This window comes from Myxococcus sp. CA033 (genome assembly GCF_013336625.1).
Lineage (GTDB): Bacteria > Myxococcota > Myxococcia > Myxococcales > Myxococcaceae > Myxococcus > Myxococcus llanfairpwllgwyngyllgogerychwyrndrobwllllantysiliogogogochensis.
Window position 1 is genome coordinate 277,771 of the sequence record NZ_JABUMU010000005.1, and the last position, 21,576, is coordinate 299,346.

General features: G+C 67.8%; 20 protein-coding genes. 10 read left to right on the forward strand and 10 right to left on the reverse strand.

Annotation, left to right across the window (positions count from 1 at the left end):
- Nucleotides 1–14: 14 nt before the first annotated feature.
- The 3 genes from HUA78_RS16225 to HUA78_RS16235 all read right to left on the reverse strand — a co-directional run bounded on the left by HUA78_RS16225 (nt 15) and on the right by HUA78_RS16235 (nt 3,375).
- Nucleotides 15–1,355 carry a S41 family peptidase gene (locus tag HUA78_RS16225; RefSeq protein WP_174476665.1) on the reverse strand — a complete coding sequence of 447 codons (1,341 nt, stop codon included), beginning with the start codon at nt 1,353–1,355 and terminating at the stop codon, nt 15–17.
- Nucleotides 1,342–1,860, reverse strand: a complete 519-nt coding sequence (locus HUA78_RS16230; protein WP_141645254.1) for a MarR family winged helix-turn-helix transcriptional regulator — start codon at nt 1,858–1,860, stop codon at nt 1,342–1,344. Before HUA78_RS16230 ends, HUA78_RS16225 begins: the two co-directional genes overlap by 14 nt.
- 123 nt (nt 1,861–1,983) lie before the next feature.
- Nucleotides 1,984–3,375 carry a glutamate decarboxylase gene (locus HUA78_RS16235; protein WP_174456415.1) on the reverse strand — a complete coding sequence of 464 codons (1,392 nt, stop codon included), beginning with the start codon at nt 3,373–3,375 and terminating at the stop codon, nt 1,984–1,986.
- A gap of 215 nt (nt 3,376–3,590) precedes the next feature.
- On the opposite strand from HUA78_RS16235, the gene HUA78_RS16240 reads away from it, so the two are divergent.
- Nucleotides 3,591–4,703 (forward strand): DNA gyrase subunit B, encoded by a 1,113-nt coding sequence (locus HUA78_RS16240; protein ID WP_174476666.1) that lies wholly within the window; start codon nt 3,591–3,593, stop codon nt 4,701–4,703.
- A gap of 64 nt (nt 4,704–4,767) precedes the next feature.
- Here the strand turns inward: HUA78_RS16240 and HUA78_RS16245 are convergent, their stop codons facing one another.
- Together HUA78_RS16245 and HUA78_RS16250 are read right to left on the reverse strand one after the other, a co-directional pair.
- Complete coding sequence (locus HUA78_RS16245; RefSeq protein ID WP_174456417.1) at nt 4,768–5,139, reverse strand: hypothetical protein; 372 nt, start codon at nt 5,137–5,139, stop codon at nt 4,768–4,770.
- A gap of 2 nt (nt 5,140–5,141) precedes the next feature.
- Nucleotides 5,142–5,885 (reverse strand): hypothetical protein, encoded by a 744-nt coding sequence (locus HUA78_RS16250; protein ID WP_174476667.1) that lies wholly within the window; start codon nt 5,883–5,885, stop codon nt 5,142–5,144.
- Nucleotides 5,886–6,087: 202 nt separating this feature from the next.
- Here HUA78_RS16250 and HUA78_RS16255 point away from each other — a divergent pair, with 202 nt between their 5' ends.
- Both HUA78_RS16255 and HUA78_RS16260 read left to right on the forward strand, forming a co-directional pair.
- Nucleotides 6,088–6,792, forward strand: a complete 705-nt coding sequence (locus HUA78_RS16255) for a hypothetical protein (RefSeq protein WP_174462744.1) — start codon at nt 6,088–6,090, stop codon at nt 6,790–6,792.
- Complete coding sequence (locus HUA78_RS16260) at nt 6,764–7,846, forward strand: hypothetical protein (RefSeq protein WP_174462745.1); 1,083 nt, start codon at nt 6,764–6,766, stop codon at nt 7,844–7,846. Before HUA78_RS16255 ends, HUA78_RS16260 begins: the two co-directional genes overlap by 29 nt.
- A 312-nt stretch (nt 7,847–8,158) precedes the next feature.
- Here HUA78_RS16260 and HUA78_RS16265 read toward each other — a convergent pair whose 3' ends face one another.
- A complete protein-coding gene (locus tag HUA78_RS16265) occupies nt 8,159–9,079 on the reverse strand; it encodes an FAM151A/B family protein (RefSeq protein WP_174462746.1) in 921 nt (306 codons plus the stop codon).
- Between the two features lie 233 nt (nt 9,080–9,312).
- On the opposite strand from HUA78_RS16265, the gene HUA78_RS16270 reads away from it, so the two are divergent.
- The gene (locus HUA78_RS16270; RefSeq protein WP_174476668.1) at nt 9,313–10,893 is read left to right on the forward strand and encodes a fibronectin type III domain-containing protein; all 1,581 of its coding nucleotides are present in this window, start codon (nt 9,313–9,315) and stop codon (nt 10,891–10,893) included.
- 94 nt (nt 10,894–10,987) lie between these two features.
- On the opposite strand, the gene HUA78_RS16275 is transcribed toward HUA78_RS16270, so the two are convergent.
- The gene (locus HUA78_RS16275; RefSeq protein ID WP_174476669.1) at nt 10,988–11,656 is read right to left on the reverse strand and encodes a PQQ-binding-like beta-propeller repeat protein; all 669 of its coding nucleotides are present in this window, start codon (nt 11,654–11,656) and stop codon (nt 10,988–10,990) included.
- Nucleotides 11,657–11,689: 33 nt separating this feature from the next.
- Nucleotides 11,690–12,910, reverse strand: coding sequence for an HTH domain-containing protein (locus HUA78_RS16280; protein ID WP_174456423.1), 1,221 nt, complete (start codon nt 12,908–12,910; stop codon nt 11,690–11,692).
- Between the two features lie 126 nt (nt 12,911–13,036).
- Here HUA78_RS16280 and HUA78_RS16285 point away from each other — a divergent pair, with 126 nt between their 5' ends.
- The 3 genes from HUA78_RS16285 to HUA78_RS16295 are packed head-to-tail and all read left to right on the forward strand — an operon-like array spanning nt 13,037 to nt 15,618.
- Entirely contained in the window at nt 13,037–13,732 is a 696-nt protein-coding gene (locus HUA78_RS16285) for a thioredoxin family protein (RefSeq protein ID WP_174456424.1), read from the forward strand.
- Complete coding sequence (locus HUA78_RS16290; RefSeq protein WP_174476670.1) at nt 13,722–14,054, forward strand: hypothetical protein; 333 nt, start codon at nt 13,722–13,724, stop codon at nt 14,052–14,054. The genes HUA78_RS16285 and HUA78_RS16290 overlap by 11 nt, the downstream gene beginning before the upstream one ends.
- A gap of 10 nt (nt 14,055–14,064) precedes the next feature.
- Nucleotides 14,065–15,618, forward strand: a complete 1,554-nt coding sequence (locus HUA78_RS16295) for a hypothetical protein (RefSeq protein WP_174456426.1) — start codon at nt 14,065–14,067, stop codon at nt 15,616–15,618.
- A 65-nt stretch (nt 15,619–15,683) separates the two neighbouring features.
- Here the strand turns inward: HUA78_RS16295 and HUA78_RS16300 are convergent, their stop codons facing one another.
- On the reverse strand, nt 15,684–16,220 hold the full coding sequence (locus HUA78_RS16300; protein ID WP_174456427.1) for a GNAT family N-acetyltransferase: 537 nt from the start codon (nt 16,218–16,220) through the stop codon (nt 15,684–15,686).
- A 321-nt stretch (nt 16,221–16,541) separates the two neighbouring features.
- On the opposite strand from HUA78_RS16300, the gene HUA78_RS16305 reads away from it, so the two are divergent.
- Nucleotides 16,542–18,245, forward strand: a complete 1,704-nt coding sequence (locus tag HUA78_RS16305) for a serine hydrolase (protein WP_174476671.1) — start codon at nt 16,542–16,544, stop codon at nt 18,243–18,245.
- Between the two features lie 36 nt (nt 18,246–18,281).
- Here the strand turns inward: HUA78_RS16305 and HUA78_RS16310 are convergent, their stop codons facing one another.
- Complete coding sequence (locus tag HUA78_RS16310) at nt 18,282–19,535, reverse strand: serine hydrolase (RefSeq protein ID WP_217440408.1); 1,254 nt, start codon at nt 19,533–19,535, stop codon at nt 18,282–18,284.
- 150 nt (nt 19,536–19,685) lie between these two features.
- Between HUA78_RS16310 and HUA78_RS16315 the strand changes: the two genes are divergently transcribed.
- Together HUA78_RS16315 and HUA78_RS16320 are read left to right on the forward strand one after the other, a co-directional pair.
- The gene (locus HUA78_RS16315) at nt 19,686–20,462 is read left to right on the forward strand and encodes a class I SAM-dependent methyltransferase (protein ID WP_174476672.1); all 777 of its coding nucleotides are present in this window, start codon (nt 19,686–19,688) and stop codon (nt 20,460–20,462) included.
- Nucleotides 20,463–20,601: 139 nt separating this feature from the next.
- The gene (locus HUA78_RS16320) at nt 20,602–21,459 is read left to right on the forward strand and encodes a hypothetical protein (RefSeq protein WP_174476673.1); all 858 of its coding nucleotides are present in this window, start codon (nt 20,602–20,604) and stop codon (nt 21,457–21,459) included.
- The last annotated feature ends 117 nt before the right edge of the window (nt 21,460–21,576 follow it).

Here is a 21,576-nt window from a genome sequence, read left to right on the forward strand (position 1 = left end):
CGCGCGCGACGCTCTCACCCCCGCGAGAAGACGCGGGGAGCGGGCTCCGTCACCCAGAACAACTCCAGGGCCTTGCCCGGCAGCCTCACGCGCAAGCTGTCCGTGCCCTCGACGGCGAAGAGGCCGTCCTCCGTCATGGGCATCAGCCGGCCAGGCGGACGGCCCGGCCGCACGAGCCACAAGCTCCCGTCATGCAGGCTCACGTCGATTTCTCCATAGCGCCCCGCAAGCGACTTGAGTCGCGCCGAGGAGAGCGACACGGGCCGGCGCTTCGCCTCCAGGCCGGCGCGCGCCCACGCATACTCGGCCAGCTCCTGCGCCGTGGCTCCCGGACGCTGGGCCAGGCGCTCCACCGCCATGGACAGGGCGACCTCCAGGGCCTCGGTGGCGGGCACCTCCCGGTCCGGCGCCACGCCCGTGCCCTCCCAGTTGGACTGGCTGACGGCGTGGACGGGGCGGCCCTCCGACACACTCAACTGGAAGCACGGCGCCACCGGCAGCATCGCGTTGTTGTTCGCCGCGCCCGCCGTCCGCGTGCCCACCAGGGTGCCCAGCTTGAACTGCTGCACGTCGTACGCGAAGTCCTCGCCCGCGGAGCCCACCCGGCCATCAATCAGGACATACAGCGGCTTGCCCATCAGCCGTCCCGCGGGCACGTGCTCCAGCGTGCGCGACTGGACCGGCGGCTGGGTGCCACTCTGGAACGTCATCAAGAGCGTGTCCGGCGCCAGGAAGTGGCTGACCAGGTACTGCACCGCCGCGTGCGAGCCACCGCCGTTGCCGCGCAGGTCGATGATGAGGGCGTCACCGTCGCGAAGGAACCGCATCGCGTCGTCATAGACGCCGCCCGTCTCGTCGCGGACCCACATGAAGCCGGTGACCTTCATCGAGCGCACGTTGCCCGGATGGACCTTCAGCTCCGTCAGGCCGTGGTGCTGACGCAGGGCCTGCTTCCGGTGGAACGCCTCGGCGCTGTCGCTCGCGGAGGCTTTCGGGCCCGCCTGCTGCGCGGCGAACCAGGCGGGGTCATGAATCAGGTACAGGTGCCCGTCTCCGCTGGCCGCCTTCAGGTCCTCGGTGACGTGCTCGGCGAGCTGCCCTGGCGTGTTGCCCGCGTACCGCCCGGACTTCCGGCCGCGAGCCAATCGCTCGAGGATGACCGCGCGCTTCTCCGGGAAGACATACGAGCGCTGGATGACCGACTCGATGGTGTCCAGGGTGGTGGCCAGCTCCGCCGGGGTGAGCGGCCCGCGCGCGGGCGTCACGGGAGGCGCCACCCCCGGTTGGGCATGGGCGCCTCCGCCCAGAAGGAGCAGCGAGGCAAGGACGGCGAGCCACGGCCTAGACGTCTTCATCTGAGTCTCCGGTGTCATTCGAGGTGTCGATTCCCAGCCGCTCTCCGGCCCGGGCGCGCAGCCCTCGCCGGTCCAGGGCCTGGTCCAGTCCATCCAGTTGAGCCATCAGCGAGGGAGCGCCTTCGCGCAGCAGTTCGTCCGCCCCCTGGGCGATGGCGGCCCACAGCGGCGCGAGGCGCGTGGCTGTCCGCTGCCCCTTCGCGCTGAGCAGCAGTCGCTGACGACGGCCATCCTCCGGGTCCGGCTTGCAGAGGATGAGTCCCTCCCGCTCCAGCGCGGTGCGCACCTGGCTGACCGCCGCATGGGTAATCCCGAGCCGCGCGGCCAGCTCGCCCACCGTCAGCGGACCGGAGTCCCTCAAGGTCGTGAAGACCGCGTACCAGCGGGGCTCGAACCGCTCGCCCGCGGCGCGGTAGAGGGCGAGCACGTCCCGGTCCATCCGCTCCACGAGACGCCGCAGGCGCGTCCCGAAAGCCAGGGTGCCCTGCTTCCTGAGGGAGTCCATGAACTCCGTTATCGCTTACGGAGTTTCGCGAAGCAAGGAGGTCGCGTGGGGCGGGCGCTGAAATACGAGACGGGAGCGCGCCCCCCCCATGGACACGCCCCCGTCTCGTGAAGCAACAGCCACTCAGTGGTGGTAGCCGGACGCCTCTTCCCGGGTCATGGGCGCGCTCACCGGGTGGCGCTTGAAGTGCTCGATGCAGGCGAGGAGGTCCGTCACCAGCAGCGTGGCCAAATCCCGGCTGACGCCGTGGCGCACCAGCACGCGCTGCACCACCAGGTCCTGGAGGTTGGCGGGCATGGGGTACGCGGGCACCAGCCAGCCCCGCTCACGCAGCCGGTCCGCCAGGTCGTAGAGGGTGAAGCCCGGGTTCACCCCGTCCTTCATCTTCCAGCACACACCGGGCACGCCGCCCCGGCCGTCGTAGACGATGTCGAACAGGCCAATCTGCTCGATGGCCTTCGCGATGACATTCGCAGTGTCCGAACACGCCTGCTGCAGTCGCCGGTAGCCCTCCTTCCCCAGCCGGAGGAAGTTGTAATACTGGATGACAATCTGCCCGCCCGGCCGCGAGAAGTTCAGCGCGAAGGTCGGCATGTCGCCGCCCAGGTAGTCCACGCGGAAGATGAGCTCCTCGGGGAGGTCCTCCTTGTCGCGCCACACCACCCAGCCGCAGCCCAGCGGCGTGAGGCCGAACTTGTGGCCGGAGGCGTTGATGGACTTCACGCGCGGCAGCTTGAAATCCCAGACGACGTCCTGGTGGATGAAGGGCGCGAGGAAGCCGCCGCTGGCCGCGTCCACGTGGATGGGGATGTCCAGCCCGGTGCGCTTCTGGAGCCCATCCAGCGCGGCGGCGATCTCCTGCACCGGCTCATAGATGAGGTTGAAGGTGATGCCCAGCGTGGGCACGACGCCGATGGTGTTCTCGTCGCACAGCTTGAGCACCTCATCGGGCGTCATCATCATGCGGCCCTCGGCCAGCGGCACCTGACGCAGCTCCACGTCGAAGTAGCGCGCGAACTTGTGCCAGCAAATCTGCACCGGCCCGCAGATGAGGTTGGGCTTGTCGGTGGGCTTGCCCGCCGCCTCGCGCCGCTTGCGCCAGCGCCACTTGAGCGCGAGGCCTCCCAGCATCGCCGCCTCGCTGGAGCCGGTGGTGGAGCAGCCCATGGTGTTGGCCGCGTGCGGCGCGTGCCACAGGTCGGCGAGCATGTTCACGCAGCGCGTCTCGATTTCGGCGGTCTGCGGGTACTCGTCCTTATCAATCATGTTCTTGTCGAGGCACTCGTCCATCAGCTTGTGCACCTGCGGCTCCGACCACGTCTGACAGAACGTGGCCAGGTTCTGCCGGGAGTTGCCGTCCAGCAGCAGCTCGTCGTGCACGACGGCGTAGGCATGCTCGGCGCTGTGCTCCTCGTCGGGGATGCGATACTTCGGCATCGGGACGGACAGGTCCGGCGAGGCGTAGACGTCATCGTTGATGCGGTCCCGGACTTCATCTTTTCCATGCAGGGGCATGTGTTCTCCTCGCGTCAGTCCACCGTGAAGGCATCACTCGGACGTGAGATGGAGTCACCCGCCCGGAAGGGCGTCGTCTCCGGGAGAGGGGCAGGCCGACGGGCAGCCGCCCGCTCCACCTGGAGGATGCGGCTTGTCAGGCGCGTCGCGAGCGGGGAGGCCCTTTTTGATAGGGTTGGGACATGTTCGAGACAGGGGAGGAAATGCGCGGGCTCATGCGCCGTCGCCCTGGCCTGTATCTCGGGGGCGCCAACGGATTTGCCCTCCACTCACTCGCCGAGGTGGTGCTCCGGTCGGGCGCCGTGGCCGCCAGGGAGCGAGGGACACGCGAGGTATCCCTGCGCATGGGGGCGGACGGCTCCTGCACGGCCGTCTTCGACGGCTGGAGTTGCCCGGCGGGAGTGGAGGCCATGCCGGAGGAGGTCGAGGGCTGGCTCTCCCTCACGAGCTACGACCCGAGGGGCACCAAACCCGAAGGTGTCGCACGGGGACTGGTGCTTCCGACGTGCTACGACGACCTCGCGATGGTCAGCGTCTTCTCCTCGTCGCTCGACGTCCGCGTGTGGGGACAGGGACGGGCCTGGGGACAGCGCTTCCGTGAAGGGATTCCCCAGGGAGGCATGCGGCCCGAGGTGCTCGACGTGCCCGCTTCCGACTCGGGTTTGCGCCTCGTCTTCACTCCGGACGCGTCCCTCTTCGCGGAGCCCCTGCGAGATGTCTCCGAGGAGGTGATTCGGAGGATGCGGGAGCTGGCGGCGCTCGTCCCGGGAGTCCTCTGGCGGTTCCACGACGTGACATCGGGACGCGAGGAGCGGATCCTCCGCGAGCAGGGGCTCGCGGACCTGTGTCGCGAATCCACGGCGTCCTCGGGGCCGCTCCACGAGCCCTGGAGCTTCGAGGGCTTGTCGGGCACGACGCGGTTCCGACTCGCGATGCAGTGGTGTGAACGCCCCGGTGAGGGCTTCGCCTGTTGGGGCAACCTCCAGCGGTGCTCGCATCGCGACATCCCCCGCGAGGGGCTGAGGCGGGGCCTGCATGAGGCCGTGAGCGCCAGGAGGGCGGCCCTCGGCTATCGACAGGTGAAGCTCCCGTTCAGCAAGTCCGCGCTGGCGACGGGACTCACGGCGGTGATGGAGCTGGTCGTCCCCGTGCCCATCTGGCACCGGCACACGCACGACAGGTTGGAGACCCCCGAGGTCGAGAGCGCCGTGGCCGGGCTCGTCGCGAAATGGGTGGAGGAGGCGCTCGCGCGAAGTCCGGAGCTGGAGGCGCGGCTGCTGCCGCTGGCGGCCGTGCGCGCGCCCTCGATGCGCGCGTCACGACGATGACGCACCCGGCCTGACTTCCCCATCGAGTCGACAAGGGCAACTCCAGCGACTCCCAGGTGCTCTCTCAGCGAGTCTCGCCCTGGAACGCCTTCACGAGGGCGTTGATACGCCGTCCGCTCGGGTCCTCCTTTCGCGGGTCAGCGATGACAAGCACCATCTTGCCGGAGACCGTCGCGGCTCCGGCGGCATTGCCAACGAGCGTCCAGCCGGACTCCTCGGCCTGCCGTGCCTTCTCGGTGCTTTCGAACACACACACCGTGGCGTCCAGGCCACTGACCTTTCCAGCCCGGCACTTGCCCCCCGGAAGCTTCTCGCCCACGTCGGTGAACGCCGAAGGCGACTCTCCCGCCGCCCTCCACGCATCAAGCACATCATCCACCCCGCTGGAGCACCCCGCCACCAACAGCAGCATCAACGCCAGAGCCACTCTCGGCACGCTCAATCCCGTCCCTTGTACTTCTTGTGTTTGTGCTTCTTGTGTTTCTTGTGCTCGTGGTGGTCGCAGTGGTCATGATGCACATGCACGCGCTCCTCCCGGACGACGCGCTCCTCCCACTCAGGTGGCGGAGGCGGCGGAGGCGGCCCTCCCACCCGAATCTCGACGCTGGGCACCGGAATGTTCAGGCCCACCTGGATGACGGGGCCGCGGTACTCGGGCGGAGGACCCACGGTGATGACCGGACGCGGAGCGCTCCAGGAGCGATACACCGTATTGACGCGCACCAGACTCGGGCTCCCTTGCTTGTACTCCTGGGGATACTCGCCCGCGTAGTAGCTGACGTCCTCCTTCTCCACGAACTCGTGGCGCGGCGGAGGCTCGTAGGAATGATAGTGCGGCCCATCGTGGTAGCAGTACTCCACCACGTCCCTGTCGACAGAGATGTTGACGAGGACGTTGAGCACCACGGGATGGTGCCCGTAATAGGCATGCCGCGGCCCCTCGTAGCCAAAGGGCGTCGGGTCTCCAATGAAGACATAGACGTTTTCACGCGTACGATAGAGCGTGTCGGCGTGCAGCGGGGCGGCGGTGTGCACATGCACCATCTCCATGTGGCACAGCCCATCCGCCGGTTGCCCGGTGCGGGGGTGCATGCCCGCGTACCTCCACTGCTTCGCCTCGACCACACCGGCGGAAGCGAGCAGGAGCATCGCGAGCAGGCCGGCCAGATTCATCCGTGACATGGTGGGGTTCTCCCTCGGAGCCGCATTCTATACCGGACCCTTTTCCCGAGAGGTCGAGCACACTCACATCCGAAGCCCGCACCTGCAGTCCCTGCTCGCGTGCTCCACGAGCAACCCCGGTACCGCGGACACGAAACATTTCCGCACCATGACACTCCGCTCCAGGATGCACGCGGCCGAGTAACCTTTCCCTCCGCCTCCGATGCTCCTCCCCTCGCCCCGCTCTCTGCGCCGTTGGCTCCTCTCACTGGCGGGCCTGCTGACTGCCATCGGAGTGGGAGTAGAGGTCGCCTACTCCGCGCTCGGCGCGCGGAAGCTGGAGCCCCTCGTCGCATTTCTCTCCCTGAGCTACGAGCGGAACCTGCCCACCTGGTACGCCTCGGCATTGTTGCTGAGCTGCGCGCTCGTGCTCGCGGGCATCGCCCGCGTGGCGGGACGCCCCCGGGAGCAAGGATGGATTCACTGGTGGGCCCTGGCGCTTGTGTTCGCGTACATATCCCTGGACGAGAGCGTGGGTCTCCATGAGCACCTCGGAAGCCTGCTCTCCCTGAGTGGAGTGCTGTTCTTCACCTGGGTGGTGCCCGCGGCAATCCTCGTGGTGCTCGGCGGACTTGCCTTCCTGCCCTTCCTCGCGCGGCTCGCGCCGCGACGGCGCGGACAGTTCATCCTGGCGGGTGTGCTGTACGTGGGTGGCGCGCTGCTCATGGAGCTGCCGCTGGGGTGGTGGACGGAGCAACACGGCAACGACAACCTCGTGTATGCGCTCATCGACCACGTGGAGGAGGCACTCGAGCTGGTCGGGGCCAGCCTGTTCCTCGCGGCGCTCGTGGAGGAGCTCAGCGAGCGCGTGGAGTTCGCGGTGCGAAAGGAGGCGGCCCATGGCCCTGGCCCAACCGCGCCCTCCTGAGACACAACCTCCGGTGGAGTCTGTACGAGAGGCCGCTCCTGTATCGGCGCGCTCTTCGTACATCATAGGGCCCACCTATGACTGGGCCTTCTTCCTGCTGCCGCCGCTGCTGGCGCTCGGGTTGGGCATCGCCATCTCAGGCACGCACTTCAGCGACACTCCCGTCCAGTTCTTCGGCCAGGAGAAGACGTGGGCCGGGCTGATGGTGGGCAGCATCATCCATGCGCACCTGGTGGCGGTGTTCTTCCGCAGCCATGGCAACCCCGCCATCTTCCGGCTCCATCCACTGCGCTTCGTCCTCGTCCCCGTGCTGGCCTGGGCGGTCATTCGCGGCTTGGCGGTGGTGGCCGCCGCCGCCACCGTGCTCGCGACGTTCTGGGACGTGTGGCACTCGGGGCTGCAGACGTTTGGCCTGGCACGCATCTATGACCGCAACCAAGGCAACCCACCCGCCGCGGGGCGCCGGCTCGACTACTGGCTGAACCACCTGCTGTACGTCGGCCCCATCCTCGCTGGCGCCACCATGCTGGACCATTTCAGCAGCTTCGAGTCCTTCGAAGCGGTGGGAATGCCGTGGCTCGCCTCCGTGCCCGCGCGCATGACGGCCACCCACCGCGCCTGGACGATGGGCGTCGTGGCCGTGGGGGGCACGTTCCTCGTCTTCTACGTGGCGGCCTCGGTACACCTGTTGAGGAAGGGCCACCATCTCTCCTTCCACAAGGTGTTCCTGTTGGTCACCACAGGCGCCTGCTCCATCTACTCCTGGGGCTTCAACACCTGGGGCGAAGCGTTCTTCATCATGAACCTGCTCCACGCCATACAGTACCTGGCGCTGGTGTGGGCCATGGAGGGCGAGCGGCTGCGTGAGCGGCTGCGGCTGAAGTGGCGCGGGCTCGCGCTCGCGTTGTTCCTGGGCACGGTGCTCACCTACGGCGTGTGGGCCGAGCTGCTGGACTCCGACCTGGAGAGCCTCTGGTCCCTCACCCTCGTCGTGTCCCTGCTGCACTTCTGGTACGACGGCTTCGTCTGGTCCGTCGCGCGCAAGCAGGTGTGAGCACCTCGCTCCACCGGGCTGGCGCTGGTGGAGGAGCTTCCCACGGGCACGGTGACGCTGGACTTCGACCCGGGCACGTTCTCGTTCCAGGTGGCGCGGGAGAAACGGCGGCACCCACCGGATGCGGGGCGTCAAGGCCAACGGTCAACACTGGCGTTCCTTGAGGCGGTGGACTGTCCTCTCCCTGGGACTTGCCTCCACGCGCACGGGCCGCCACCTCCAAGCGGAAGCGGTCCACCACCAACCAGCCCCAGCGGCACCGGACTCCAGATGCACCGGGCTCGCCAGGTCGCGACTGTCACCGCTCTTCGTTCAGAAGAGCCTGTCCCATCGCGTCCGGGCCCAGTTCTTCCCCGCGTCGAGGCCGTCACGCACGCCGTCCGCCCTCGAGAGTGAGCCCCAATTGTAGTTGGAGCCGATGTCGACCATCCCGTCGACACCTCGGGCCCGCATCTCCGCGGCGACCTTCGTCGGGTCCTCGGCGTTTCCCCAGACCGAGACAGTCCCCGCGGTCTTGAAGACCTCGATGGCCTCGTCGGTCAGCGATTCATGATGCACCACGAAGGTGGTGGGGCCTCCGCCCGCTCGTCTTGCCTCGTCGACCATCTGCCGGGCATCAGCGGCCCTCACCGTTCCGTCGCCGGGCGGCGGATTGATGGCGAGGATGGCATTGGGAAAGCGCGTGCGAATCTCTTCTCCCCAGGTCTTCACGTCGCCGAAGCCCAGGTTGAGCATCAGTCGCTCCTGGGGAACACCCACGCGCTCAATCTCGTCGAGCACGGCCCCCATGTGCTCGCCTTCCTTGATGTCGAGCTTGAGCCCACGTCCCGACTCCGTCCCCATGCTCAGCCATTCATGGAGGGAAAGGTTGTCCCCGCTCTCGTGCGTCGTGTCGTGACGCATCTCCAGGGAGTCGTGGTTGAGCTCCTTCCGGACGTCGCCCTCGAACCAGTTGGCCTCACTCTGGAGCGCGGCCTGGAACTCCTCCTTCGTGTTGGTGCGATGCGCGTTGCGTGCCTCGGAGAGTGGCATGTCCCCGGACCAGGTGTTTCCCGGCGCGGAGGCCCGCTCGATGGTCCGTGCGCCGCGAGGCGCCTGGAAGCTGTCCACCTGGGAGTATCCCGTGGGCTCCCCCGCGGACTTTGTCTTGGGAGGCGGTGGGGGCGGAGGCGGTGGAGGCTTGGGCCGTGCGACAACCTTGCGGCGAATGCGATTCAGGAAACCGAATGACATGTGAGACCTCCCATTCCAATTCTCGGGAGTTGATTCAGGAGGGTGCGGGAGCTGCCCTGTGGACTGAGCCGGGCGATGACTTCAGAACGCTTGTTCTCAAGCGGCTCTTTCATTGCGAAGGTCAAACTTTGACCTGGATGGACACGTGAAGCCTGTCTTCATTGTTGCCCCGGGTGCGGGGCCTTAGGCTGCGGCGTGTTTCCATCCATGGAATGACATTTCAGGAGGTCACCGTGACGCGTCGTGTACTCATGCCTTTCGCCGGCTTGTGCAGTCTTCTGTTGAGCCTCTGCGTGGGGTGCGGCGTCTCATCCGTGCCTGGCGAGGAAGAAGCGCTGCCAGAAGCCGCCCGTGTGTCGAGTCCCCTGGCGGACACCGAAGCTCCGCCCGTCCCCACGGGCTTGAGCATCCTCGCGGCGAACAGCGGTGTCATCCTGTCGTGGGACCCGAGCCCCGCGGCGGACCTCAAGGACTATGCGGTCCGCTACCGCGTCGTGGGACAGACGACGCCGTCCTACAAGTGGGGAGTGGGCGCGCCGCCCCTGACGCTCCCGGGGCTGGTGAATGGAGTGACCTATGCCTTCGAAGTGAAGGCCCAGGACACCTCGGGCAATGCCTCGGCGTACTGCGCGGCGGTGAACGCCACGCCTACGCCCACCGGGCCGGACGTGACACCTCCCGTGGTGCCAGGACAACTCGTGGCGACTCCAGGCGACACCGTGCTCGGACTGACCTGGAGCGCCAACACCGAGCCGGACTTCCGGCGGTACACGGTGAAGTACCGCGCCGCGGGGGCAGCGACCTACAGCTACCGCTACAGCCTCACCCAGCCCCTGGTGACGCTCACGGGGCTGGTGAATGGCACGACCTACGAGCTGATGGTGAAGGCCGAGGACCTCTCCGGCAATGCCTCGGGCTATGCGACGCCCATCACTGCCACGCCCGCGGCGAGCACGCCGCAGTGCCCGACCTTCGGCGCGCCGGTCAATCTGACGCCCCACAACATCGCCATCCTCACCGATGCCTCGGGGCTCGCGGCCAGCAGGGCCAACGCCCAGGTCGTCTGGACGCACAATGACCGGTGTGGCGCCAGCGGCGGCAACTGCGTCGAGCATGTCTACGCGCTGAGCGCCGTGGACGGCCATTTCCTGGGCACCTACACCCTGTCGAGCAACCCGAACCTGGATTGGGAGGACATGGCCATGGGCCCCGGCCCCGTGAGCAGCGTGGACTACGTCTACGTGGGGCGCATCGGTGACAACAATGGCCTGCCGAGCGTGCGGGAAGTCGTGCGATTCCCCGAGCCGACCGTCAGCGTGGCCCAGGCGCCCGTGACGGTGCCCGTGAGTGGCGTGGAGCGCTTCCCGTTCACCTATCCAGGCGGCGTGGCGCCCAACGCGGAGGCGATGTTCGTGGACACCCAGGGCGACATCTACATCGTGACCAAGGCGCCGTCGGGACACTCGCAGGTGTACCGCTATGCCGTGCCGCTGAACGCGCCGGGCGTGTCCCGGACGCTGGAGCTGGTGGCGGAGCTCGACTTCCTGCCGGGCTCGACGGCGGAGGAGGACCGCGTGGTGACAGGGGGCGCCATCTCCCCCGACGGCGGGGAGATTCTCATCAAGACCTATACGCACACCTTCCTATGGAAGCGACATGCGGGGCAGAGCGTCCCGGCGGCGCTGCTGGGGACCCGGTGCGAGGTGACGAACCCCGGCTATTCGGAGGCACTCACCTTCGCTCCAGATGGCAGCGCCTTCTTCTCGCTCGGCGAGGGCAACACCAAGGCGCTCAAGCGCGTCACGCGGCTGTAGAGCCCGACAGCTCCGCGCCGCCGTCCCTCGGGTGAACCCGCCGGACCTCCCATCGCGGAGGCTCCAGCGAGGCGTGCGGTCTTCACCCAGTTCATCAGCGGCGCGAGCGTCGAGGCCGCCTCACGGCGCGCACCTTGCCGCTCGCGCCGCCACCCGCGTAGAAGAGGTCGCCCCTGTCCGCTTCGAGCCCGGTGACGCCCACTCCCTCGGGCAACGTGAGCCTGACGAGCACGCGGCCGTCAGCAGGGTCGATCCGCCGGATATCACTCGCGCCGTCTTCCAGGGTGCCGTGCCAGAGTTCCCCCTCCGCCCACGTCACGCCCGTGACAAAGCGGTTGGACTCAATGGTGCGCAGGATGGCGCCCGTCTCGGGGTCGATTCGGTGGATTCTCCGGCCGCGGTACTCGCCCACCCACAGCGAGCCCTCGGCCCAGGTGAGCCCCGAGTCACTGCCATTGCCCGGAGCCGGAAGCGTCTTCAACACCTGTCCCGTCTCCGGGTCGATCTTCCGGATGAGCCCTCCACCGAGCTGAAACAGATACCGCCCATCGAAGGCGGTCCCCGCGTCACACGCGACGGCCAGGGTGCGCACGGGTTCACCACTCGCCGGGTCGAACGCGTGAAGCGTTTCGCCGCCAGCGAACCAGACCTGTGCGCCGTCGAACGTCACGCCGTGGACGCGCGAGGCGCCCTCGAACGGGCCGTACTCACGGACGACCTCCGCTGGCTGTGTCTCCTCCACCTCGCTCCGAGTCTTGTCCATGTCCGCGCTCCTTCCGATGTCCCGTGGTCCGCTCTACCCAGGGAAACCCGAGGTGGGGAGTAACAAGGTCGTCGTGAAGCCGCTGACCGGGGGAGCCACCCAGCGTCTCGCGCGGCCACGCCCCAGCACCTGGACCTGTCCGGCCTCTTCCAGCGTGGCGAGCGCGCGCTGCACCGTGCGCTGACTTGCCCCCAGCGCGAGCGCGAGCGCGGAGGTCGACCAGTGCTCACCGTCCGCGAGCAGCGCCAACACGGCCCCGTCCGCCCCCTCGACGGGCGGCGTGAGGACCCGGACCTCCACCGGACGACGGGGAACCAGGACGAAGCCGCGCGGGGTCGCCTGGATGTCCACCAGGTCGCGCGACTGCGTGCGCAGACGACCCAGCTCCACGCGCAGCCGCGCGCGATGCGAGGCATTCACCCGCCGCGCTCCGAACACGTGCCAGACGAGCGCATCGCGTGAGGCGTCACCCGGCCAGGCCTCGGCCAGCACCCGCAGGAGCGCGAACAGCACGGGGCGCGTGGACAGCGACACGACCCGCGAGCCCGAACGGAACGCGCGACGACAGGCGTCAACGACGAGGTGCTCCGAGCCGAGCAGGGACTCGACCTCGTCGAGCAAGACAGGCCGCGCCTCGCCCCGAACGACGACTCGCGCGGCGGGGATGCTCAGGACCCGGGCCGCATGCTCGACCTCGGCGCCAAGCGCGGGGATGCGCGCGTTCCGGGCGGCGACGCGTGCGTGTTCGAGAGCGGTGCGGGCGGAGCGAATCTCCCCCCGGCGCAACGCCACCTCGAACGACAGCAGCCGCGCGAGCGTCGAATGCATCGCGGGCGCATCGCGCGGGTCGAGTTCGGCCAGCAACCGCTCGGCTGCATCGACACGTCCCAGCACCAGGGCATGCCGTGCCTGCAACAGGCGCGTGTAGCGCGCGTTCTCGGAGTCGCCATGGAGTTCGAAGGTTCGCAGCGCCTCGACGAGCACGAGTTCCGCGCCTTCGAAGTCGCGGGATGCGAGCGCCACCTCCGCCTCCGCGACGCCGCAGCGCGCCCGCGCAAGGACGTCCCCGGAGCCATAGGCGCGCGCGGCACGCTTCAACAGATGCAGGGCCCTGGGGAACTCGCCCAGCTGCGCCATCGCGACCCCTCTCAGGGCCAACGCCGGAGCGTCCTCTCGGAGCGCCACGCGTTGAAGCGCACCGAGTGGGTCTCCCTCACGAAGCGCCCGAGCCGCCACGGTGACCAGCACATCCATGCCGCGCATCCTCCAGCACCCCACCTGCGTTGGGAAGCCCGTCGCCTTTGTTACTCCCGCCCCACGCCCGCCACCCATTACGTCTGGAGTCCCCAATCCCCGTGGAGGAATCACGTGACACCCGTCATGACGGAATCGAAGAGCGAGTGGCTCGCCGCACGCAAGGAACTGCTGGCGAGGGAGAAGGCCCTCATGCGCATGCACGATGAGCTGAGCGCCACACGCCGCGCCCTCCCCTGGCTGCGCGTGGCCGAGCCCTATGTGTTCGACGGCCCCGACGGTCAGGAGACGCTGGCGCAGCTCTTCACGGGCCGAAGCCAGCTGGTCGTCTATCACTTCATGTTCGCGCCAGAGTGGGAGGCGGGCTGCAAGAACTGTTCGTTCTGGGCGGACTCCTTCAACGGAGTCATCGAGCACCTGGCCCAGAGGGACGTGAGCTTCGTCGCCATCTCCCGCGCGGCGCTGCCCAAGCTGCAGGCGTTCCAGCAGCGAATGGGCTGGCGCTTCAAGTGGCTGTCATCCCAGGCCAACACCTTCAACTTCGACTTCAACGTGTCGTTCCACCCGGATGAACTGGAGCGCGGCGAGGCCGTCTACAACTACGGACTGCTGCAAGGGTCCAACTCAGACATGCCGGGCATCAGCGCCTTCGCGAAGGACGAACGCGGCGACGTCTTCCACACCTACGGGACCTACGGACGAGGCATCGAGGTCATCAACACCGCCTACCAGGTCCTCGACCTCGTCTCGAAGGGCCGTGACGAGGACGGGCTGCCTTGGCCGATGCAGTGGGTGCGACTGAGAGACCAGTATGGCCGCTGACCCGGTAACACGCCGCCCGGCGGTGGGCGCGCCGGGCGTGTCGCTGGCCCTGGGGCTGCTGGCCGCGCTCATCCCGAAGTGCCCCCTGTGCATCGCCGCGTACCTGTCGCTGCTCGGGGTGACGGTCGGCGTGGCTGGAGTCATCGGGACACACCTGCGACTCGTGGGCTTGACCGTGGCGGCCCTCTCGCTGGGGTTCATCCTCGTTCGTCGCCTGCGCGGTGCCCCACCACCTCCAGGGGTTGTTGGAGACGGGCCGCGACGCCCCACTCAGGACCCGGCGCCTGGAGGCGACGCTGCACACGCGCCACCTGCTTGCTAGCGTAGCGCGCATGCGAAGACCCATTGTGCTCGTGCTCTTTCCGCTGCTCTCGACGTTCGCCTGCGCGCCCATGGCCTCCGAACCCGATGACGAGGGCACTCGGACTGGCGAGGCGGCGCGGGAGGCCACGACTCCGCTCCGCGCGAAGGCGCTCGGCCGGATGCGGAACGCGGCGAAGTACTTCCATGACCAGGTGGCACGTCAGGGCGGCTATGCGTGGCATCACAATGCCAACAACCTGAGCGAGCGCTGGGGCGACATCCAGCTCGACGAAGAGCAGATCATGATTCAGTCGCCCGGCACGTCGGACGTGGTGATTGCGTTCGTCGAAGCGGCCCTCGCCGACCCGGCCACACCCGCGCTCAAGACGTACGCGACGGACGCGGCGATGGCGCTGCGTCATGGGCAGGTAAAGTCGGGAGGCTGGCGGCTCTACGCGGACTTCAAGGCGACGCCGACGCTGAAGGCGTGCTACCGCCACACCACGGCGAGCTGTAGCTGCGGCGGCTGTACGACGACGACCTACGACGACCAGACCACCCAGAACGCGCTCATCGCGATGATGCGCGCCGACCAGCTCCTCGGGTTCGCGCACACGGATATCTCCGACGCCTCGTCCTATGCCCGCACGCGGGTGGAGACCTCGCAGTTCCCGACGAATGGTGGCTTCCCCCAGGGCTTCACCGGTCCCGTCGCCGCGCGGCCGGCGCTCACGGCCAGCTACCCGCCCTCCATCGGGACCTCGTGTGGCCTCGCAAACTGTTATGCGAATACCTACACCCACGAGTACTGGGATGACCCGACCCTGAACGACAACCTCGCGACGGCCTTCGTGGAGATGCTGAACTGGGCCCAGGAAATCTATCCCGCGCAGGCCACGACCTATCAGGGCATGCGCACCGCGTTCGGGGGATTCCTTCGCCGGGCGCAGATGCCCCAGCCCCAGCCCGCCTGGGCGCAGCAATATGACATCCAGATGCAGCCGCGCTGGGCGCGCAACTGGGAGGTTCCAGCCATCGCCGGTCAGGAGAGTCAGGACGCCATGTGGGCGCTGCTTCGTCTCTACCAGCTCGACCCCAGTGTGCCGGCGAACCGCGACGCGGTCGGCACCGCGCTCGCGTACCTGGAGACCGTCGATCATGCGAACGACACACTCATCCACCGCTACATCGAACTGGATGACACCGCTCCGGCGAACACGGGCTTCTTCACGGTGAAGCCCGGCGGCTACCCTGTGCGGTTCTCCCAGGCCCCGCCGACATACCAGAACTATGGGTGGGAGGGTCCGTCCCAGCTCGTCGCCCTCCGCGCGGAGTACAACCGGCTGGCGAGCGACACGACGGTGATGAAGCGCTCGTGCCAGCAGCTCCGCGCCGACACGGCCCAGGCCGTGGATGCGACGGTGAACAACGAGAAGTGGCTCACGACCTACAGCCCGAGCGGTCCGCGAAGTGGCGCCACGCCGGGTGACTATCTCGACACGAGCACGTTCGTGCGGAACCTGCGCACGCTGGCCGAGTTCGTCACCCGCACGACGACCGACTGCACCGCCTGGAACTATTGAGGGGCGTGGCCTTCAAGCCATCCCCCCTGCGCCGAGCAGCGAAAGCCCCTGAGCCGCGGGCGGGCTCAGGGCCCCATCGGGCGCAGGCGCGCGTAGAGCGCCTGGTCATGCACGGTGCCGTCCTTGACGGCGCTGCGCCGCAACAGGCCCTCGCGCTGGAAGCCCGCCTTCTCCAGCACCCGACACGACGCGACGTTGTCGGCGAAGGGCAGCGCGAACAGGCGGAGGAAGTCGCTGTTCGCGAAGGTCCAGGAAGAGAACGCGTCGAGCGCGCTGCTGACGATTCCCCGGCCCCACAGCGACTGCCCGAGCCAGTACCCCACCTCCGCCGAATAGCACTCGATGTCCTTGCCGGGAATCAGCCCCATGGAGCCCACCGCGGCGCCGTCCACCTCGATGGCGAAGTCCGTGGGAGGCAGCACGGCTCCCGCGTAGCTCACCCACCCCGCGGCATCCTCGGCCGTGTAGGGGTGGGGAAACCGGTCACGGAGGTTGCGCCACACCTCGCGGTTGTTGGCGTGCTGAACCAGGGACGCCTCGTCACCGCGTCGCCAGGGGCGCAGGACACAGGGACCACACTCGATGCGAAGCGGCAGGGACATGGGGGGAATACGATTCCAAGAGCGTGGTGTTGCCTCAAGGGAATAGACGCGCCACGCGCCCTGGAGCGGCCAAGCGGGCATGACGCGCGGCCGCTGTCCGATTCAAGTCCCACTCCCCGACAACGGTTGCTCCCGGTGGCAGGAACCCGAGTTCGAGCCCGACTGCAACGAAATCGTGCCCGGTGGCTCACCGCCTGAAACGCGCGGTTCACCGACGCCTGGCGGGGCTTCGCAGATATGCCCCGCGCGGGGCGGAGGGCTCGGGAATCCTCCCTCTCGTCGCGGGGCGGCTCGACGTCCCGCTCGAGGAGCCTCCTTCGCATGCGACTTCCCCGTTCTCTTCTTCTGCTGGCCCTCGTCGTTCAGTGGGTCCTTCCTGGAAGCATCGCCAGTGCCCAGACGCCACGAGGCTCGCGGGCCCAGCGTCATTCACGCGTCGACGCCATCTTCTCGCCAGGGAGTGGCAAGGCCACGCCCGGCTGCGCGGTGGGTGTCTCTCGCGACGGCGTGGTGGACTACGCGCGGGGCCACGGCATGGCGAATCTGGAATACGACGTCCCCATCACGCCGCGCTCCGTCTTCAATCTGGCCTCTGTCACCAAGCAGTTCACCGCGTACTCCATCGGGCTGCTCTCACAAGACGGCAAGTTGTCGCTGGACGACGACATCCGCAAATACCTGCCGGAGATACCTGACTACGGCAAGACCATCACCATCGCGCACCTGATGCACCACACCAACGGGTTGCGCGAGCAGGGTCAGTTGCTGAGCCTTGCCGGCTTGCGCGGCGACGACCTGAACACCGAGGCGGACATCCTCGAGGTGCTGACCCGGCAACGCGGTGTGAACTTCGAGCCGGGGACGGAAATCCTGTATGGCAATGCCGCGTACACATTGCTGGCGGTCATCGTGCACCGCGTCTCCGGCAAGCCCCTGCGGGCATTCGCCGACGAGCGGCTCTTCAAGCCGCTCGGAATGACCGACACCGGGTTCCAGGAAGACCACAACGCGGTCGTTCCCAGGCGCGCCATGGGCTACTTCCCCCGCGAGAGCGGCTGGGGAATCAGCATGCCCAACAACGACCACTACGGCGCCAGCAATCTGCTCTCCACTGTCAGTGATTTGCTGAAGTGGGAGCAGAACCTGCTCGATGGGCGCGTCGGCGGGCCGGCCTTGAAGGCGCTGATGCAGACCTCCGGCAAGCTGAACAATGGCACCGAGACGCGTTATGGCGGTGGCTTGCATGTGGCGGAGCATCGCGGTCTGCGCACGGTGCGACATGACGGCACGGGTTCCGGCTTCCGCACGGAGGCCGTCCTCTTCCCCGACCAACGGCTGGCCATCGTCGCGTTGTGCAACAACGGCTCGATTGCGGTCACGGACCTCGTGTGGAAGGTGGCCGAGGTGTATCTGGGTGACCTCCTGAAGGACACCCTGCCGCCCGCCGTCGCATTTCCGGAGGCAGAGCTGTCCGCGCTCGCCGGCAACTACTGGAGTCCCCTGACGGATGAGGTCGTGCGACTGGAGGTCAAGGACGGAGCGCTGCGCGAGGTCGGCATGCCCAAGGCCTTCGTCCATATTGGCGATGGCGCGTTCCGCCCGGGCGAGTCGACGCATGTCTGGCGCTTCGTGGCGCCGACGCCCCAGGCCCCACGCGAGCTGCGCATCCGGGATGCCTGGCCCACGACGAGGGACTTCATCCGCCTGAGCGCGCCCATGCCCACGCCCCCAGACCTGGCGGCGTTCGTCGGCCAGTATCGCGGCGAGGAGGTCGCCATGACCTACACGGTGCGCATCGCGGACGGAAAACTGGCCGTGCGCTGGCCCCGTCGGGACGAGGTCGTGCTGGAGCCCGTGGGTGGGGACCGGTTCATCGGCTCGCTCGGAGCGGTGACCTTCACACGGGCGGCCTCCGGAGGCGTGGATGGATTGCTGGTCAGCAGCCGACGCCTGCGCCGGTTTCGCGCGGAGCGCATGGAGGCACCGCGACCCACGGGGGCGGCTCGCCAGGCTTCCGGCCCCTGAACAGCGGCTCTCTGGCCGGCCCACTTCGCTCGAGGCTCAGGGCCGTCCCGCGCGGTCCAGGATGGGCACGAGCACCGCGGCCAGGTCTCCCATCACATTGATGCTCCCCGTGACGTAGCGGCCCGTCGCGGGGACATGGAGCATGAAGCTCTGGTAGCCCGCCGTGCCGCCCAGATGCCCGACGGCGGCAACGCCTTGGGACTCGAGCCGCATCACTCCGAGCCCGTAGCCGACCAGTCGGGACTCGGGGTCGGGCGCCGATTGGAACGCGACCATGGCCTCCAGCGTCTCCCTGCGCTCGAAGAGCGCACCAGCGCGCAGCTTTTTCCAGAAGGTGAGGAGGTCGGAGACGGTGGTCACCAGGGCGTGACCGCCAGAAGCCCCGGCCATCGACGGGTCGACGACGGTGAGGTCCGCCAGCGCACCGTCGAAGGGAACGTAGCCACGCGCGCAGGGCGCCGGGCAGTCCAGGTCTCCCGGCTCGGGCACGCGTGTGTGGGAAAGCCCCGCTCGCTCGATGACCCGCTCTCGGACAATCTCGCGCCAGCTCCGGCCTTCCGCGGCCGAGAGGATTTCGCCGAGGAGCACGTAGTTGGTGTTCGAGTAGCCATACTGGGAACCGGGAGGAAACGCCGAGGGCCGCGCTCCGGAGATGCCGAGAATCTCCTCGAGCGTCCAGCGGTGCTCCGGGTCCGCCATGATGGCCATGTTCGTCTCGTCGGTGACCCACTCCGGAATACCCGAGCGGTGACCGAGCAGCATGGCCACGGTGATGGCCCCCGCATTCTCGATACGGTCCGTCACGCTCGCTGGCAGTCGCTCCGTCAGGGTGTCATCCAGCGCGAGCGTGCGCCGTTCAACGGACTGGAGCACCGCGGTGGCGATCAGGCTCTTGAGGATGCTGCCCGCACGGAAGCGGTGCTGCGCGGACATGGGCTGATTCCGCTCGACGTCGGCGACGCCAGCGACACCCAGCCACATCGGGCCTTTGTCCGAGGCAACGGCCAGCGAGACCCCAGGCGTCACGCCCTTGGCGACGGCGTCCTCGAGAATGGCTTGAAGGTCCGCGTGCAGCGTCGTGGGTTCTTCTTCGTCGTCGCCGCAACCACTGACGGCTCCGGCCAGGGCGAGGAACAGGACGAGGGAGAGCGAGGTGAAGCTCGGCCGTCGCGCGGGCCCCTGTTCGAGTGAATCACCGTGGCGGACTTCGAGACTCCGGGTGTGGATGTTCATGCACAGGGAACACCGCTCGGCTGCGGAGGTGTCACCCCCCTCTCTGAGGTCGAACATGACAAACCCAATCATGGACCGGGAGAATCCTGACTCACGCAGGGTAGAACCTACCGACGAACGCCCTGAATGTCCTCGGCACGCTGGCCCGCGCGAACAAAGGACAGGTCTCCACCCCGACGCACGGAGCCTCGCGATAGAAGGCAGGGCATGTCGCGAACGTATGAGGAACTGGAAGCCGAGGCCGCGAGTGTCTCCGTGGAAGGCTGGGACTTCTCCTGGCTGAACGGTCGCGCCACCGAGCAACGCCCGTCCTGGGGCTATCAGCGGCAACTGGGTGAGCGAATGGCCCGAGCCTCCGCCGCGCTCGATATCCAGACCGGCGGTGGCGAGGTGCTCGCGGGTGTGCCGAAGCGGCCTCCCCTCACCGTGGCGACCGAGTCGTGGCCACCCAATGTCGCGAAGGCAACAAAGCTGCTGCACCCGCTCGGCGTGGTCGTCGTCGCCGACTCCGACGAGCCGCCCCTCCCCTTCGCCGACAGCGCCTTCGACCTGGTCGTCAGCCGCCACCCGGTGACGACGTGGTGGACGGAGATTGCCCGCGTCCTCCAACCCGGCGGAACCTATTTCTCCCAGCAGGTCGGCCCCGCCAGCGTCTTCGAGCTCGTGGAGTTCTTCCTCGGCCCCCTGCCCGCCGAAATCCACCGCAGGCGCCACCCCGACGACGCACGTGCCCAGGCGGAGTCCGCCGGACTCCATGTCACCGACCTGCGGCTGGAGTCCCTGCGCACCGAGTTCTTCGACATCGGCGCGGTCATCTACTTCCTGCGCAAGGTCATCTGGATGGTCCCGGACTTCACCGTCGAGCGCTACCGCCCCCAGCTCCGGGCCCTCCACGAGCGCATCCAGCGCGACGGCCCCTTCGTCGCCCGCACGACACGCTTCCTCATCGAGGCACACAAGCCCAGCACATCCTCCAACAGGTAAGGATTCAGGGACGGACGTCGCCACGGACCTCTGGCGATAGGGAAACGGGGCAGGTCATTTACACGCCCAGTGCGAATTGGCGATATTCCAGAGAAGTCCTGATAGTCAGACCTATCCGGACTCAGACCGCGAGGCGCACATGTCCCGGAAGAGTGCATTGGTTTCAGGCAGTTCCTTCGTCCAAGCGACGCTCCTGGTGCTCACCCTGAGCGCGAGCCCCGTGTATGCGGCGGGCACCTTCATGGGGGCGTGGGACCTGAATGGAGATGGCACGCTGGAGTCCGTCTACAACAACCTGAGCTACATCGAGGTCCAACAAACGAATGGCGGCAATCGCACGTACCCCATCTCGACGGGCGCCTGGACGTTCCTTCAGGCGACGGACATGGATGGCTCGCCAGGCGCCGAGCTGGCCTTCAACGCGGGAAACCTGGTCCGGGTCATCACCCACCGGACCGCGGCGACACGCGACTATCCCATCTCCGGCGGGGCCTGGGCTCCGATTGGCTTCAGCAACATGGATGGACTCGCGGGCCAGGAGCTGGCCGTCAACGCGGGGAGCTTCGTCCGGGTCATCACCCACCGGCTCTCGGCGACACGCGACTATGCCATCTCCGGGGGCGCGTGGACGCCGCTGGGCTTTCATGACCTGACCGGCGACGGAGCGACTGAACTGCCCATCAACACGGGTGCCGCCATTCGAATCATCGACCACCAGGCGTCAGGGACTCGTGACTACCCCATCTCCAGCGGCACCTGGGCGCTGATGGGCGTCGCCGACACGAATGGACAGCCGGGCGCCGAGCTGATCATCAACAACGTCTCGTACGTGAGGATCATCCGGGACGCCAGCCGCGCCACGCGGGACTACCCCATCGCCGGATTCTGGACCCTGCAGATGATCGCCAACATCGACGGCCTGGCCGGGGACGAAGTCGTGATCAGCACCAGCTCCTCCACCAAGACCATCTACGACGCCCAGGGAATCATCCGCTAGTCATTAACGAGAACATCCGGCGGCACCGGCGCGGAGGATATCCAACCCCCACGCCGGGCCGCCGGTGTGACCTGCACCGCGGCTTCGGACCTCATCTCCGTCCGGAGAGAGATGAAC